Source organism: Streptomyces hesseae (assembly GCF_031845785.1).
Lineage (GTDB): Bacteria > Actinomycetota > Actinomycetes > Streptomycetales > Streptomycetaceae > Streptomyces > Streptomyces hesseae.
In genome coordinates this window covers 61407-75911 of the sequence record NZ_JAVRFI010000030.1, presented here as the reverse complement: position 1 = coordinate 75911, position 14505 = coordinate 61407, and the positions used below count along the sequence as shown (strand labels likewise).

The following is a 14505-nucleotide window of genomic DNA, read 5'->3' as shown; positions in this document are numbered from 1 at the left end:
CCCCCCCCCCCCCCCCCCCCCCCCCCCCCCCCCCCCCCCCCCCCCCCCCCCCCCCCCCCCCCCCCCCCCCCCCCCCCCCCCCCCCCCCCCCCCCCCCCCCCCCCCCCCCCCCCCCCCCCCCCCCCCGTTTTTAATGATACGGCGACCACCGAGATCTACACACCATTACTCGTCGGCAGCGTCAGATGTGTATAAGAGACAGGTGGCGTCGGCGGCTTTGGGTTCGCCTACGTCGGGGGTGTGGCTGAGGACGACCGTGGCGGGGGGCTTGGACTGGTCCGGGTCCTGGGGCTGGACCTTCTCCTCCGTCTTCGTCGCGCCGGGGGTCGCGGTGGTGGTGGACTGCGGGCTGGCCGTGGGGGCCGTCGGGCGGGCGCAGCCGTTGGGGCCGCCGTCGGCCGCCGGAACCCACGCGAACTTGATCTCGTAGGCCTGTCCCGGCTGGAGGATCACCTGGCTGGGCTGGACCGAGGGGTCGGGCAGCGCCGGCGCGGCGTCGCCCGACGTGTGGTCGACGACGGTGACCCGTGTGCTGTCCGCGCTGCCCTGGGCGTGTGCGGCGACGGCGCCGGAGCCGGCCACGGAGCAGACGGTGCCGGAGACGTTGACCACGCGGAACGCGCCGTAGATCTTGCCGTCCTTGTCGGCGGAGCCGACGGTGCTGGTGCCCTTGCCGAGCTGGTTGCGGTCGCAGGTGGGCGAGGCGGCGATGAGGGTGGGTCCGCCGGTGGCGGGGGCGGTGCCGGCGATGGAGCCGGCCGGGCCGGTGGCGCTGCCGTCGTCCTTCTTCCGCTCCTCCTCCCGCTTCTTCTCCTCGTCCTTCTTCCGCTCTTCCGGGAGGGCGCTGCCGTGGCTCCGCTCCGGCTCGCTCTCGTCGCCGTCGGCGCCGTGCTGGCCGCCCGTGAGCTCGTGGGTGCGCTGGCGGCTGCTGGCCGCGTTGGCCGCGTGGTCGTCCGCGGTGCCGGCGGTCGTGGCGACGTGGATGAGGGCGGGCAGGGCCGTCGCGCCGAGGATCACCGCCGCGGCGGCGCCGACGACGGCCTGCCGGCGCCGGGTGCGGCGGGCGGGCACGGCGCGGCGCAGGTGTTCCAGCGCGTCGGGCGAGGGCTCGAGGTCATCGACGGCGCCGTGCAGCAGACGGCTCAGCGCCTGCTCGTCGAGCGAGTCGAGCGAGCCGAGCGAGTCGTTCGTTTCGTCTGTCATGTCGTGCGCGCGCGGGCCGGAGGATTCCGGCTTATCACGCCCTTCCGGGGAGTGCGGGAAGTGCTGGTGGCTCATACCGGTGCCTCCATGGCGATCCGGAGTGCCGCGATGCCCCGTGAGCCGTAGGCCTTGACCGAGCCCAGGGAGAGCCCGAGGGTCTCGGCGACCTGGGCCTCGGTCATGTCGGCGAAGTAGCGCAGGACGAGTACCTCGCGCTGGCGGCGCTGAAGCCCTCGCATCGCTTTGATCAATTGGTCCCGCTCCAGTTGTTCGTACGCGCCCTCCTCCGCACTCGCCATGTCGGGCATCGGCTTGGACAGCAGCTTCAGCCCGAGAATGCGGCGCCGGAGCGCGGAACGGGAAAGATTGACGACAGTCTGCCGCAGGTAGGCGAGGGTCTTCTCCGGGTCGCGGACGCGATTGCGGGCCGAGTGCACCCGGATGAATGCTTCCTGCACCACGTCCTCGCAGGAGGCGGTGTCGTCGAGGAGCAGGGCGGCGAGGCCGAGCAGCGACCGGTAGTGGGCCCGGTAGGTCTCGGTGAGATGGTCGACTGTGGTGCCCTCAGCCATCGCCTCGTCAGCGTCCCCCGGCCGCGGAGACGGCTGTGGGGACGGCTGTGAGGACGTCTGCGGGGCGAGCGCCGAGGAAATCGGCGTGATCGGTGCGAGCTGCGCGACCGGGGCGGGCTGCGCGGACGTCGCGGAGGGCTGTGCGGGGACCTGCGGCGGAAGCTGCCCGGGGCGGGCGGCCGACCAGGGCGCGATCACCGGCATACCGCCCGGTGCGCCGGAACGCGGACGCACCGAAGCGCTGCCGCGCCTCGGTACCGTTGCGATGCTGATGACCTCTGCCACGCCTGTTGGACACGCTTCCCCCCGTCAGGGTTGTACGCGCCAGGCATCGCGATCGACGAAGCACCATGGGGCGCGCCGGATGACGCGCCGCATGACGAAGCGTCATATGCCCTCATGCGTACCAGCTCTTCCTCAATGCCCCGGTTTATGCCCAGCGCCCCGTACCCCGTACCCCGGCACCGTCGCTAAGGACGGCGACAAAGACGTTCCCCGCCCGGGGCGCGGTTACGGCGGGCGGGGAGCGCATCGTCGAACAGATCGTTCGCCCAGTTCAAGAGGTCTGGACCAACGAGTTGATCACAGGACCTTCACACATTCCCCAGCCCGTCCGCCAAGTATTACGGAGCAGTAAGCTCGGCCGCCACGCATTCCGCGATCTGCGCCATGTTCAGGGCCGCGCCCTTGCGCAGATTGTCCGCGCACACGAAGAACTCGAGCGCCCTGGGATCGTCCAGCGACCGTCGCACCCTCCCGACCCACGCCGGATCCGTGCCGACCGCGTCCGCCGGAGTGGGGTACTCCCCTTCGGCGGGGTCGTCGCACAGCACCACGCCCGGAGCGTTGGCCAGCACCTCGTGCGCCCGCTCCACTGTCACCTCGTTCTCGAAGCGCGCGTGGACGCTCAGCGAGTGGGTCGTGATCACGGGCACCCGCACACAGGTCGCGCTCACCCGCAGCCCCGGCAGCCCCAGGATCTTGCGGCTCTGGTCACGTATCGCCAGCTCGGCGGAGGACCAGCCGGTCTCGGCGGAGGACCAACCGGTCTCGGCGGAGGACCAGCCGGTGCGGTCCTCGCCGCCCGGGGTATCCCCCGGCGGTGCGTACGTACCCGCCCACGGCACCACGTTCAGCGCCACCGGCGCCGGGAACGGGCCCGTGCCGTCCCCCACCGCGCGCCGCAGGTCACCGGGGTGCGTCCCCAGCTCCGTACCGGCCACGGCCGCGAGCTGTGCCCGGAGCGCGTCCGCCCCGGCCCGGCCCGCGCCGGAGGCCGCCTCGTAGGTGGAGGCGATCAGCTCGCTCAGCCCGAACGCGGAGTGCAGCGCGCCCACCGCGACGATCATCGTCAGCGTGGCACAGCCGGGATTGGCGACGATCCCGCGCGGCCGCACCCGGGCGGCGTGCGCGTTCACCTCGGGTACCACCAGCGGTACGTCCGGGTCCATCCGGAAAGCGGTGGAGTTGTCCACCACGACCGCGCCCTTGGACACCGCGATCGGCGCCCAGCGCGCCGAGACCTCGTCGGGGACGTCGAACATCGCGACGGCGACGTCCTCGAACGCCTCCTCGCTCAGCGCGACGACCTCGGTCTCCTCGCCCCGGACGATCAGCTTCCGGCCGGCCGAGCGCGGGGACGCGATCAGCCGGATCTCGCCCCAGATGTCCGCGTGCCGCGAAAGGATCTCCAGCATCACCCCGCCGACGGCGCCCGTGGCGCCGACGACGGCAAGCGTGGGCCGCCCGGCCCGGCCGGCCCCGGCGCCGCACATGGCGGCGCCGGGAGCGGCGGCGGCCGTCATCGGCCGGTGCCTCCGTAGACCACGGCCTCGTCGGTCTCACTGTCCAGGCCGAACGCGGTGTGCACGGCGTGCACGGCGTCCCGCACATCGTCGGCGCGCGTGACGACCGAGATGCGGATCTCCGACGTCGAGATCAGCTCGATGTTCACCCCGGCGTTGGACAGCGCCTCGAAGAACGTCGCCGTGACCCCCGGGTTCGTCTTCATCCCCGCGCCGACCAGCGAGATCTTCGCGATCTGGTCGTCGTAGCGCAGCGAGTCGAAGCCCACGCCGACCTTCGTCTTCTCCAGCGCCTCGATCGCCTTGCGGCCCTCGGTCTTCGGGAGGGTGAAGGAGATGTCGGTCAGACCCGTCGTCGCGGCGGAGACGTTCTGCACGACCATGTCGATGTTGATGTCGGCGTCCGCGATCGCGCGGAAGATCGTCGCGGCCTCGCCCGGCTTGTCCGGCACCCCGACGACCGTGACCTTCGCCTCGGAGGTGTCGTGTGCGACGCCCGAGATGATCGCCTGCTCCATCGGCTGGTCCCCTTGCGGTTCGTTGCTGACCCAGGTGCCGGGCAGCCCCGAGAAGGACGACCGGACATGGATCGGGATGTTGTAACGACGTGCGTACTCGACGCAGCGGTGCAGCAGCACCTTGGAACCGGAGCTCGCCAGCTCCAGCATGTCCTCGAACGAGATCCAGTCGATCTTGCGGGCCTTCTTCACCACCCGCGGGTCGGCGGTGAACACACCGTCGACATCCGTGTAGATCTCGCACACCTCGGCGTCCAGCGCGGCCGCCAGCGCGACGGCCGTCGTGTCGCTGCCGCCACGGCCCAGGGTGGTGATGTCCTTCTTGTCCGCGGACACACCCTGGAAGCCGGCCACGATCGCGATGTTGCCCGCGTCGACGGACTGCTGGATCCGGCCCGGCGTGACATCGATGATGCGCGCCTTGTTGTGGGCCCCATCCGTGATCACACCGGCCTGGCTGCCCGTGAAGGACTGCGCCTCATGGCCGAGGTTTTTGATCGCCATCGCCAGCAGCGCCATGGAGATCCGCTCTCCGGCGGTCAGCAGCATGTCGAACTCCCGCCCGGCGGGCATCGGCGACACCTGCCCGGCGAGATCGATCAACTCGTCCGTCGTGTCGCCCATCGCGGAAACCACGACGACCACCTGGTGGCCGTTCTTCTTGGCTTCCACGATTCGCTTGGCGACCCGCTTGATGCCTTCGGCATCGGCAACGGATGAGCCTCCGTACTTCTGCACGACAAGGCCCACGTGCGCTCCTCGCAGCTATACGTAATGCGGTCGGGTCCGAGTCTAACGAGAGGTCGGAATCGGCCACGGGGGTCCCACATGGTGAGATTTCCGGTCCCCGGGGGTCAGTCCGCGTAATCCTTCAGCTTCTCGGTCTTCAGGACGATGCCGACGGGGGCGGGGATCTCGACACGGGCGCCGAATGAGCGCGTGACGATGAGGCAGTACCTCTCTCTTTCCGGTTCCGCGTGCACGGTGACCGTGCGCTGGTCCCGGTCCACAAGGAGGTACACCGGGATGCCCGTGGCCGCGTACGCGCGGAGCTTCTCCACACGGTCGAGGTGGTCCGTGTACGGGTCGTTCGAGGTCACCTCGACCGTCATCAGCACGCCCTCCGGGTCCGACCACTCCCCATGCCCGACGAAATGGCCGTCGGGCGCAAGGGAACCGTCCGGACGCACCCGGGCGTCCCGATTCGCTTCCGCCTTCAGCCCCCCCCGGTACGGGTAGAGCACAAGGTCCGGCCGCTGCCGCATGCACTGCTCCAGCAGCCACATGACGATCGTGCCGCGATTGCCGTCCGACGGCGGCTTGACCTCAAGCCTGCCGTTGATGAACTCAAGCCACACGGTCTCCGGCGCCGCGTGAGCGAGTTCCTCGAACTCCTCCACGAGCATCTGGGGCCGGGCGGCCGCCCGCGTGGTCATACCCCGCCCTTACGGGCGATGCCGGCGGCGGCGCGGAGGACGTCGACACGGCGCGTGATCTCTTCGGGTGACAAGCCGTCCCAGCTGTCCTCCCCGCCGCCCCAGCAGTCCTCGGACAGGAAGGTGTCCGGGACGTCCGGGACCTGCGCGCACTTGGCGCACTCGCCGTCCCCGGCGGCGGTGGCGATATCCACGCCGCTACAGCAAATGCACGCTCCGATGCTCACCGCCCGCTCGGTCGGATCGGGCGCGGATCGGTCGTTGTACGCGGGCACGAACCTCAAGGGCACAGGGGGCATTTTTCGTTCCAGTCGGTCTCGAAGGAATCTGACAGGCACGTGGACCACCGTTGGCAGGCCGGCCGTCAACGCCGCCGTCATCTGCTCAGGGGTCGTGTCGAGAGCCAGCCACTGCGCCGCGAGGGGTTCGAGTTCCGCGCATTCGGCAGCGGAAAGCGTCAGTTTGGGGTCGGTACGACCGAGAGAAGCGAGGGCGCGGTACGCGCGGGAGCGGCGGGGTTCGGGGGTGGGTTCCGGAGCGGGCTCCGGCTCCGGCTCCGGAGCCGGTTGCTCTACGGACGGTACGTCGCCGCGCAGCAGCCGCTCCCACCACGCCTTGGGGCGCGCGGTGCGCGAGAAGAACGTACGTGTCACCCGGCGCACCCCGGTCTTCGTCTTCTTGGCCACGGGACGGAAGAACACGTGTCCGACCTCGCGCAGGTATCGCAGCGCCGAGCTGCATGCCTGCTGGCCGTAGTCCGGCAGAACCTTGGCCAGCGTCTTCGCGTCCATCGCGGCCCCTTCGGGCAGCCGGTCGATGAACGCGGCGATCGACGCCTCGCGCCTGGGCAGATGTGCGAAGTCGTTCGCCGTGCGCGGCGCCTGGTCGGGCGCGACGCGCTTCCCGTAGCCCGGATTGGCCATCGGGTGTGCGGGGGTGGGCAGGACGGCACTAGAGTTGGCAACAGCCATGGATCGAATCCTTGGGTTTATTCGATCTAGCAGGTCAGGCCCCGGATCGGTGTTCCAGCACCGGCCGGGGTCGTCTGTCTTTCGGCACGCTAGAGCGTCCGCACTCCGCGTCGCAAGCGGATCACATCAAGTCACCACACTTGTGGTATGGGCGACTTGGGAGGGTGGGTGGGAGATATCCCCCACCACCCATTCCTTAGAAACAGCGCTCGGGTCTCGGACCTCGGAGCTCGGGTCTCAAGCCCCGGCGACGAAACTCGTGAATTCCGCCCATGCGGCGGGGGTGACGTCGAGTCTCGGACCTCGGAGCTCAAGCTTCGAGTCCCGGACGTGGATGGTGTCGGGGCAGGTGGCTACCTCGACGCAGGCGCCGCCATCGTCGCCGCTGTAGCTGGACTTCCGCCAGGCGAAGGCGACTTCGATGCACGCGCCGCCCTCGTCGCTGCTGTAGCTGGACTTGAACCAGTCCAGACCTTCATCACCCGATATTCGAGGCTTGGTATTCACAGCTCTCCCAGCATCTTTTCGACCAAACTCACCGAGTCCTCAGGGGTGAGCGCCTGCGATCGCAGGATCGCATAGCGCATGTTCAGGGCAGAGACCTCCTTGGAACCGGAGTGCAGCACGCTGCCCTTCTGCCCCTCGAAGTAGACCAACCTCTGCTCGTCCTGCGTCTCCACCAGGTACATGGGACCCGCCAGCCCCACGTGGGTCTCGCGCTTCGTCGGCATGACCTGAAGGTCTACGTTGCGCCGTTCGGCGACCTGCAACAGGTGCCTCAACTGCCCGCGCATTACTTCCTTGCCGCCGATCCACCTCTCCAGCGTGACCTGCTCGATCACAGCGCTGATCACCGGGATCGGGTTCCGTTCCAGCAGCCGCTGACGTTCCATCCGAGCAGCCACCCGCTCCTCGATCTGCTCCTCGTCGAGGATCGGCCGACTGCTGCGGAACACCGCGCGCGCGTAGTCCTCGGTCTGGAACAGACCGGGGATGACGTGGTTCTCGTAGATCCCGAGCTGGGCACACTCCGCCTCGTAGCGTTCGTACGCCTCGAACCAGTCCGGGAATTTGTTCTGCACAATGTGCTTCGCCGCCTCCCGTAGCAGCCCTCCCCCATCGCACAGCTCCTCCGCCGCATCGATGAGCTTGATCGACGGCTGGCGCCGTCCCTGCTCCACCGAGCAGATCATGTCCACCGAGTACTTCGCCGCCTCGGCGAGTTGCTCTCTGCTCACACCCGCGCGTCTGCGCACCGCTTGCAGTACGACGCCGAACATCCGCATCGTCGCGGACTTGGACCGCGCTTGCCTGCCGTCCGACATGCTTCTCCTTCCGGCCTTCCCCAACAACGGCGTACCGAACCCGGGGTCGCCCCCCAGTCACTGGTCAGGCTAGGCACGATCACCCATCGTGTTCGGCGTGAAAGACGAAACTCACCCGCCAACCTCAACAATTGCCTTCCGTCCAGAGTGGATTCCGCTGGCAGGACACCATCTCTGGCGCTGCGGAGTGCACTTCGACGCGGTGCGCGCCCAGGGCGTGCTCGGGGAACAGTTCGCCCTTCAGCTCATCGAACGCGCCGCGCCCGACCCGGGGCCGGTGGTGTGCGAGGCGAAGGGGTTCCGCTGGACGTACTTCCTGCTGCCGCCGGGCACGGCGAGGCAGTATCCGTGGCCCACGGGCATCCAGTGGTTCAGCGGAAAACACACCGTCGCGTACATCGGCGTGCCCGCGCTGACGGGCAACACCTGGCCCCTCCTCTGGTACTCGCGGCCGACGCAAGCGGCGCCGTTCGTGGACCCGAAGACGCTGCACAACGTCATGGATCCGGCCGGACTGGCTTGATCGACTGACGGTAGGTTGCCGAGCGTGACCACGAATTCGAACAGACGTCTCCCGTCCCGGCGGGCCTTCCTCCTCACCGCGGCGGGCGGCGTGCTCGGCGCCGGTGGCTACGCGGGGTGGGAGGTCTTCCGGGACAGGGACGTCGCCGCCCCGCCGCGACGGGCTGCGCGGTGGACCTTCAAGGCGAGCGACGACCTGAAGTTCGGCATGGCGGACGACGGGAACGGTCGTCTCTTCGCCGCCACGGGCTATCACGCCGGCCTCCTCGCGCTGGACGCCGCCGACGGGCGCGGTCGTTGGCACAAGAAGTTGGGTGAGGGGCCGTGGCAGGTCGGTCCCCTGACCGTCGCCGACGGCACGCTCTACGTCGTCGACGCCGCCGGCATCATCGACGCACGCCGGGCGGACGACGGAGGTCTTCTGTGGTCGACCGGTCCGGTCGGCACGGGGCCGACGGCCGGCAAGCCGGTGGTGCTCGGCTCCACCGTCTGCGTCTCCCTGAGCCGGAACACCGACGACGAAGCGCCCGGCGGACCGGGAGTCCTCTGCGGCCTGGACACCGCCGCCGGGAAAGTCCGCTGGACCGCTCCGGCCTCCGGGATCGTCCAGCCGCTGCCCGGGCAGGACCTCCTCCTCGCCCGTACCGGCGAGCTCACCGGCACGAGCCCCGACGCCCGTCCCGTGGGCGCGCTGGACCCGCTGACCGGCGCGGCACGCTGGCAGGCCCCGGCATCCGGGGACAGGGACACGATCGCCCTCGCGCCGGACGGCGGCACCGTCTACCTGCTCGACGAGGGGCACCGGCTCTGCGCGTACGACGCCGCGACGGGCGAGCGGCGGTGGCGGACGCCCGCCATGGACGGCGTGATCACGGCTGCCGAGGACGGCGGCAGCGTGTACGTGTGCACCTACCGCGGTGATCTCGCCGCGTACGACGCCAGGAACGGTGGCCGGCGCTGGCGGAGGACCGTGGCCAAAGGCTTCTGCCGCCCTGCCGTCGCCCAGAGCGGCGGGCGCCTCTTCGTCACCTCGTCGGAGACATACGGCTCCGACGGGCTCTTCAACATGGGGAGCGGCAGGGGCGGCTATGTGCTGGCCCTGGCGGCGGACAACGGCAAGGAGCTGTGGCGCGTGGACCGCCTCGACACGTGCTGGTCGGCGCCCAAGGCCGTCGGTGACGACGTGATCGTGACGCACACCTCGGGCTGGTGGTCGTACGACGCCCGTACCGGCGAGCCCCGGTGGCGGCTGACCGGGGTGTCGTCGATCGTGGACGAGCCGCTCGTCGCGTCGGGTGTCCTGTACGGGCTGTCCGACGATGGGGTAGTGGCCCTGCGGATCTGACCCGGATCCGATCGCGGATCCGACGCGGACCTGACCCGGTTCTGGCGCGGATCCGACCCGACGAGCCGGGCAACCCGGTCCGTCCGGCTCACGCCTCCCGGGCGCCTCAGGAGCCCGCGGCCCGCATCCTCATCGGGCCGCCGATCTCGGCGGCCATGACGCGGCCGGCTTCCTCGGCGAGCTGTTCCTCCGGGGCCATGACGTCCGTGTCGAGGCCGTCGAGCTCGGCGAGCGGCTGGTCGAGGCGGACGTGCGCGACGAGCGACTGGAGGGCACGCAGACAGGCGGAGGCGGTGGGTCCCCAGTTGGAGAGGTAGGAGAACTGCCACCACCACAGGGCCTCGCTGACGCGGCCGTCACGGTAGTGGGCCATGCCGTGGCGGAGGTCGGTGATGATGTCGGCGAGGTCGTCGGAGATCCGGGAGGCGACGGGCGCCGTGCGCGGGACGTAGGGGTCGAAGACCTCGGAGTAGACGTCCACCGGGTCGAGCATGGTGGCGAACCGCTCGCGGAGCTCGTCGACGTCCGGCTCGGGGCCGACGTCCGGCTCGTAGCGCTCGTCGGGGACGAAGTCCTCGTGTGCGCCGAGGCGGCCGCCGGTGAGGAGGAGCTGGGAGATCTCCAGGAGCAGGAAGGGCACGGCGCTGTCGGGTTCGTCGCCTCGGGAGACCTCGGTGACGGCCACGATGAAACTCTCGATCGAGTCCGAGAGCGAGACGGCGAAATCGTCCGGATCGCGTTTGGCGTCGTGCAGCGTTGCGTCAGACATCGAGAAGTCTTCTCCCTTCGAAGGCACGGCCGAGCGTGACCTCGTCGGCATATTCAAGATCTCCACCCACGGGCAGACCGCTGGCCAGCCGGGTGACCTTCAGCCCCATGGGCTTCACCATGCGCGCGAGGTACGTGGCGGTGGCCTCGCCCTCGAGATTGGGGTCGGTGGCCAGGATCAGCTCGGTGACCGTGCCGTCCGCGAGCCGCGCCAGCAGCTCGCGGATCCGCAGGTCGTCCGGGCCGACGCCCTCGATGGGGCTGATCGCCCCGCCGAGCACGTGGTAGCGGCCGCGGAACTCACGCGTCCGCTCGATGGCGACGACGTCCTTGGGCTCCTCCACGACACAGATGACCGAGAGGTCGCGGCGCGGGTCCTGGCAGACCCGGCAGCGCTCCTCCTGCGCGACGTTGCCGCAGACCGCGCAGAAGCGGACCTTGGCCTTCACCTCGGTCAGGGCGTGGGCGAGCCGGCGGACGTCGGCGGGCTCGGCCTGAAGGATGTGGAAGGCGATCCGCTGCGCGCTCTTGGGACCGACGCCGGGCAGCCTGCCCAACTCGTCGATGAGGTCCTGGACCACGCCTTCATACACGGATCGGGTTCTCCTTCTTCGTCTTCGCCGTCAGTTTGCGGGCGTCTTCAGTTTGCGGTCGTCAGAACGGGAGGCCCGGGATGCCGCCGCCGCCCAGGCCCTCGGCGAGGGGGCCGAGCTTCTGCTGCTGCATCTTCTGGGCGGTGTCGTTGGCGTCGCGCACGGCGGCCACGATGAGGTCCGCGAGGGTCTCGGTGTCCTCCGGGTCGACGGCCTTGGGGTCGATGACCAGGTTCTGGAGCTCGCCGGCACCGGTGACGGTGGCCTTGACCAGGCCGCCGCCCGCCGTGCCGTCCACGAGGGTGCGGGCCAGCTCCTCCTGGGCCTTGGCGAGGTCCTGCTGCATCTTCTGGGCCTGCTGGAGCAGCTGCTGCATGTTGGGCTGACCACCGGGGAACACGGTTTCGCTCCTGGCTCTCGACGACTGACTGCTTCGGTAGCCCGAGCCTACGTGCTCACCGGGCGGTACGCCCTACGCCGCAGGAAGGAGAACGCGCGCGTGGGTGCGTTTTGCGCTGCACGCGCTCCTGACCTGCGACTTTGCGGCGCCGGTGAGCTACTTTCCGCCGGTTTCCCGTGGCCTGTTCATCGCCTATTCGTTGGCGATTTCCTCGATGACGGTCGCTCCGAGCTCGCGCACGATCAGATCGTGGCCGGTCAGGGCGGTGTCGTCGAGGTCCGGGTCGTCCTCGGCGGGGATGTCGTCCTCGGGGGCGACGGGCGGGGCCTCGGGCTCCTGGCCGCCGTACCGCTGCGCCGGGCCGGAGGCCGGGGCCGCCGAGGGGGCCGGACGGGCCTCCGGGGCGGGGGCTGCGGGCTGCGGGGTGGGGGCGGGAGCGGCCGGGGCGGGGGCCTGCGGGCGGGTGTAGGCGGGGGCCGGGGCGGCCGCGGGGGCGCCGTAGCCGCCACCGCCGCCGAAGCCACCGCCGGAACCGCCGAAGCCGCCGGAGCTGCTGCCGGGCGGGGTGGCGCCGCCGGAGGGGTCGACGATCAGCTCGGTCTTCCACTGGAGGCCGAGGTCGCCGAGGGCCTGCCGCAGGACGTCCTCGCTGCCGCTGTTGGCGAAGCTGTCGCGTGCTCCGGCGTTGGAGAAGCCGACCTGGAGCGTGATGCCGTCACAGCCGGCGACCTGGGCGTTCTGGCTGAGCAGGATCCAGGTGAAGCGGCGGCGGTTCTTGACCGTCTCCAGGATGTTGGGCCAGAGCTGGCGCGCCTGGCTCGCGTCGCCCTGCGGGGCGCCCGTAGGCGCGCCTGCGGGCGCGGCGGGGGCCGCGGGCGCGGCGGGCGCGCCGGGTGTGGCGCCCGTGGGCCAGGCACCGGCCTGCGGCGCACCCGCCGACGGGGCCGAGCCGGGCGCGGCGGCGGTGGGCCAGGACCCGGGCGCGGAGCCCGCCTGGGCCTCCTGCGGGGCGGCGGCCGTCGTCGGCCAGGCACCGGTCTGCGGAGCGTTCGCGGCCGGAGCCGGAGCCGGGGCCTGAGCCGGGGCCTGAGCGGCCGTCGGCCAGGCGCCGGCCTGCGGGGCGGGGGCGGCAGGGGCCTGGCTCTGGGCCGGAGCGGCGGCCGCACTCGCGCCCTGAGCAGCGGTAGCGGCCCCACCGGCGCCCTGGCCGGCAGGAGCGCCCGGCCCGCCCTGGGCCGGAGCAGCGGCGCCGCCCCCGGTCACGGCCGCACGTGCCGCCGCCGGACCGGACAGACCGGCACTGGCGCCGGCAGCGGGGGCAGGGACGTGGGCGTCCGGCCCCGGGACGTAGCCCACGGCCGTACCGGGCGGTGCGGGCGTGAACGCCGCCGCCGTGGTCGCCGCGCCGCGCTCCAGGCGGTCGAGACGGGCCCGTACGGACCGTTCGTCCTCGAAGGCGGCGGGCAGCAGCACGCGTGCGCAGATGAGCTCGAGCTGGAGGCGCGGGGAAGTGGCGCCGCGCATCTCGGTGAGGCCCTCGTTGACCAGGTCGGCGGCGCGGCTGAGCTCGCCGGCGCCGAAGACGGAGGCCTGGGCCTGCATGCGTTCGATGACATCGACGGGGGCGTCGATGAGGCCCTTCTCGGCGGCGTCCGGGACGGCGGCGAGGATCACCAGGTCGCGCAGCCGCTCCAGCAGGTCGGCGACGAAGCGGCGGGGGTCGTTGCCGCCCTCGATGACGCGGTCGACGACCTCGAAGGCCGCGGCGCCGTCGCCGGCCGCGAAGGCGTCCACGACGGCGTCGAGGAGGGAGCCGTCGGTGTAGCCGAGGAGGGACGTGGCCATGGCATACGTCACACCGTCGTCGGCGGCGCCGGCCAGGAGCTGATCCATGACGGACATCGAGTCACGCACGGAGCCGGCGCCGGCGCGGACGACCAGCGGTAGGACGCCGTCCGCGACGGGGATCTTCTCCTGCTCGCAGACCTCGCCCAGGTACTCACGGAGGGTGCCGGGCGGGACGAGCCGGAAGGGGTAGTGGTGGGTACGCGAACGGATCGTGCCGATGACCTTCTCGGGCTCGGTCGTCGCGAAGATGAACTTCAGATGCTCCGGGGGCTCCTCGACGACCTTCAGCAGTGCGTTGAAGCCCGCCGAGGTGACCATGTGGGCCTCGTCGATGATGTAGATCTTGTAGCGGCTGGCGGCGGGGCCGAAGAAGGCCTTTTCGCGCAGCTCACGGGCGTCGTCCACACCACCGTGCGAGGCGGCGTCGATCTCGATGACATCGATCGACCCGCGACCGTTGCGGGCGAGGTCGACGCAGGAGTTGCACTCCCCGCACGGCGTGGGCGTGGGGCCCTGCTCGCAGTTCAGGCAGCGGGCGAGGATGCGCGCGCTGGTCGTCTTGCCGCAGCCGCGCGGGCCGCTGAACAGGTACGCGTGGTTGACCCTGTTGTTCCGCAGGGCCTGCTGCAACGGGGCGGTGACATGCTCCTGCCCGATGACCTCGGCGAAGGACTCGGGGCGGTAGCGGCGGTAGAGCGCGAGGGACGACACACCTACGACGATATCGGGCCCCACTGACAAGTGGCCTCCGTCACAGATTCCCGGCCCGCACCAGGGCCCGCACCCCGCCCCGCGCCGGACCCGCCAGGCCCCGGAAAACACAAGGGCCCCTCACGTACCCGCCAGAGCCCACTTACCCTTGCTGCCTTCCGGCCCTGGGGGAGTTGGGTGAGATAGCGCCACGTGAGGGGCTTGCCCCCAGCGTAGCGGATCGCCGGGGGTGCTCGGCCACCCCTCGACCTTCCCCACCCCCTCCCGCCCCCTCCGGAGAGCACGTGTTCGCGAGCACCCCTCGGAGTCTTGTATTGTTTGCCCCGGAGGATTCGCCTAGAGGCCTAGGGCGCACGCTTGGAAAGCGTGTTGGGGGCAACCCCTCACGAGTTCGAATCTCGTATCCTCCGCCAGTGCCTCACCGGGCACGACTCGAAGGGCCCCACCGTTCGCGGTGGGGCCCTTCGACGTTCGTGGTTGCAGTTTTG

14 protein-coding genes, 1 tRNA gene and 1 other RNA gene are annotated in these 14505 nt (G+C 70.8%); 3 read left to right on the top strand and 13 right to left on the bottom strand.

Features of this window, described 5'->3' with window-relative positions; all coding sequences use genetic code 11:
* Positions 1-165: 165 nt before the first annotated feature.
* From RM609_RS34740 to RM609_RS30755, 8 genes are all read right to left on the bottom strand, one after another.
* On the bottom strand, positions 166-1203 hold the full coding sequence (locus RM609_RS34740) for a hypothetical protein (protein WP_311615303.1): 1038 nt from the start codon (positions 1201-1203) through the stop codon (positions 166-168).
* 71 nt (positions 1204-1274) lie between these two features.
* Positions 1275-2060: a SigE family RNA polymerase sigma factor gene (locus tag RM609_RS30785; RefSeq protein WP_438828575.1), complete on the bottom strand. Its 786-nt coding sequence runs from the start codon at positions 2058-2060 to the stop codon at positions 1275-1277.
* 338 nt (positions 2061-2398) lie between these two features.
* A complete protein-coding gene (locus RM609_RS30780) occupies positions 2399-3580 on the bottom strand; it encodes an aspartate-semialdehyde dehydrogenase (RefSeq protein ID WP_311615301.1) in 1182 nt (393 codons plus the stop codon).
* Positions 3577-4848, bottom strand: coding sequence for an aspartate kinase (locus tag RM609_RS30775; protein WP_311615299.1), 1272 nt, complete (start codon positions 4846-4848; stop codon positions 3577-3579). Before RM609_RS30775 ends, RM609_RS30780 begins: the two co-directional genes overlap by 4 nt.
* Before the next feature lie 104 nt (positions 4849-4952).
* A complete protein-coding gene (locus RM609_RS30770) occupies positions 4953-5534 on the bottom strand; it encodes a Uma2 family endonuclease (RefSeq protein ID WP_311615297.1) in 582 nt (193 codons plus the stop codon).
* Positions 5531-6505 (bottom strand): hypothetical protein, encoded by a 975-nt coding sequence (locus tag RM609_RS30765; protein ID WP_311615295.1) that lies wholly within the window; start codon positions 6503-6505, stop codon positions 5531-5533. The genes RM609_RS30770 and RM609_RS30765 overlap by 4 nt, the downstream gene beginning before the upstream one ends.
* A 237-nt stretch (positions 6506-6742) precedes the next feature.
* Positions 6743-7012 carry a DUF397 domain-containing protein gene (locus tag RM609_RS30760; protein ID WP_311615293.1) on the bottom strand — a complete coding sequence of 90 codons (270 nt, stop codon included), beginning with the start codon at positions 7010-7012 and terminating at the stop codon, positions 6743-6745.
* The gene (locus RM609_RS30755) at positions 7009-7830 is read right to left on the bottom strand and encodes a helix-turn-helix domain-containing protein (RefSeq protein ID WP_311615291.1); all 822 of its coding nucleotides are present in this window, start codon (positions 7828-7830) and stop codon (positions 7009-7011) included. Before RM609_RS30755 ends, RM609_RS30760 begins: the two co-directional genes overlap by 4 nt.
* A gap of 88 nt (positions 7831-7918) precedes the next feature.
* Between RM609_RS30755 and RM609_RS30750 the strand changes: the two genes are divergently transcribed.
* Both RM609_RS30750 and RM609_RS30745 read left to right on the top strand, forming a co-directional pair.
* Positions 7919-8353 carry a hypothetical protein gene (locus RM609_RS30750; RefSeq protein WP_311615289.1) on the top strand — a complete coding sequence of 145 codons (435 nt, stop codon included), beginning with the start codon at positions 7919-7921 and terminating at the stop codon, positions 8351-8353.
* A 24-nt stretch (positions 8354-8377) separates the two neighbouring features.
* The gene (locus tag RM609_RS30745; protein ID WP_311615287.1) at positions 8378-9697 is read left to right on the top strand and encodes an outer membrane protein assembly factor BamB family protein; all 1320 of its coding nucleotides are present in this window, start codon (positions 8378-8380) and stop codon (positions 9695-9697) included.
* 106 nt (positions 9698-9803) lie between these two features.
* On the opposite strand, the gene RM609_RS30740 is transcribed toward RM609_RS30745, so the two are convergent.
* From RM609_RS30740 to ffs, 5 genes are all read right to left on the bottom strand, one after another.
* Complete coding sequence (locus RM609_RS30740) at positions 9804-10466, bottom strand: DUF5063 domain-containing protein (protein WP_311615285.1); 663 nt, start codon at positions 10464-10466, stop codon at positions 9804-9806.
* Positions 10459-11058 (bottom strand): recombination mediator RecR, encoded by a 600-nt coding sequence (gene recR, locus RM609_RS30735; protein WP_311615283.1) that lies wholly within the window; start codon positions 11056-11058, stop codon positions 10459-10461. Before recR ends, RM609_RS30740 begins: the two co-directional genes overlap by 8 nt.
* A gap of 61 nt (positions 11059-11119) precedes the next feature.
* Positions 11120-11434 carry a YbaB/EbfC family nucleoid-associated protein gene (locus RM609_RS30730; RefSeq protein ID WP_438828577.1) on the bottom strand — a complete coding sequence of 105 codons (315 nt, stop codon included), beginning with the start codon at positions 11432-11434 and terminating at the stop codon, positions 11120-11122.
* Positions 11435-11650: 216 nt separating this feature from the next.
* Positions 11651-14017, bottom strand: a complete 2367-nt coding sequence (locus RM609_RS30725) for a DNA polymerase III subunit gamma and tau (RefSeq protein WP_311615279.1) — start codon at positions 14015-14017, stop codon at positions 11651-11653.
* Between the two features lie 109 nt (positions 14018-14126).
* Positions 14127-14221: signal recognition particle sRNA small type (gene ffs / locus RM609_RS30720), an RNA gene on the bottom strand.
* Between the two features lie 121 nt (positions 14222-14342).
* Here ffs and RM609_RS30715 point away from each other — a divergent pair.
* Positions 14343-14430 (top strand) — tRNA-Ser (locus tag RM609_RS30715).
* The last annotated feature ends 75 nt before the right edge of the window (positions 14431-14505 follow it).

What these genes read in the sequence shown, in the direction of transcription:
- RM609_RS30740 (WP_311615285.1), bottom strand. Translation starts at nt 10,466, where the DNA reads ATGTCTGACGCAACGCTGCACGACGCCAAACGCGATCCGGACGATTTC.
- RM609_RS30755 (WP_311615291.1), bottom strand. Translation starts at nt 7,830, where the DNA reads ATGTCGGACGGCAGGCAAGCGCGGTCCAAGTCCGCGACGATGCGGATG.
- RM609_RS30770 (WP_311615297.1), bottom strand. Translation starts at nt 5,534, where the DNA reads ATGACCACGCGGGCGGCCGCCCGGCCCCAGATGCTCGTGGAGGAGTTC.
- RM609_RS30780 (WP_311615301.1), bottom strand. Translation starts at nt 3,580, where the DNA reads ATGACGGCCGCCGCCGCTCCCGGCGCCGCCATGTGCGGCGCCGGGGCC.
- RM609_RS30730 (WP_438828577.1), bottom strand. Translation starts at nt 11,434, where the DNA reads ATGCAGCAGCTGCTCCAGCAGGCCCAGAAGATGCAGCAGGACCTCGCC.
- RM609_RS30765 (WP_311615295.1), bottom strand. Translation starts at nt 6,505, where the DNA reads ATGGCTGTTGCCAACTCTAGTGCCGTCCTGCCCACCCCCGCACACCCG.
- RM609_RS34740 (WP_311615303.1), bottom strand. Translation starts at nt 1,203, where the DNA reads ATGACAGACGAAACGAACGACTCGCTCGGCTCGCTCGACTCGCTCGAC.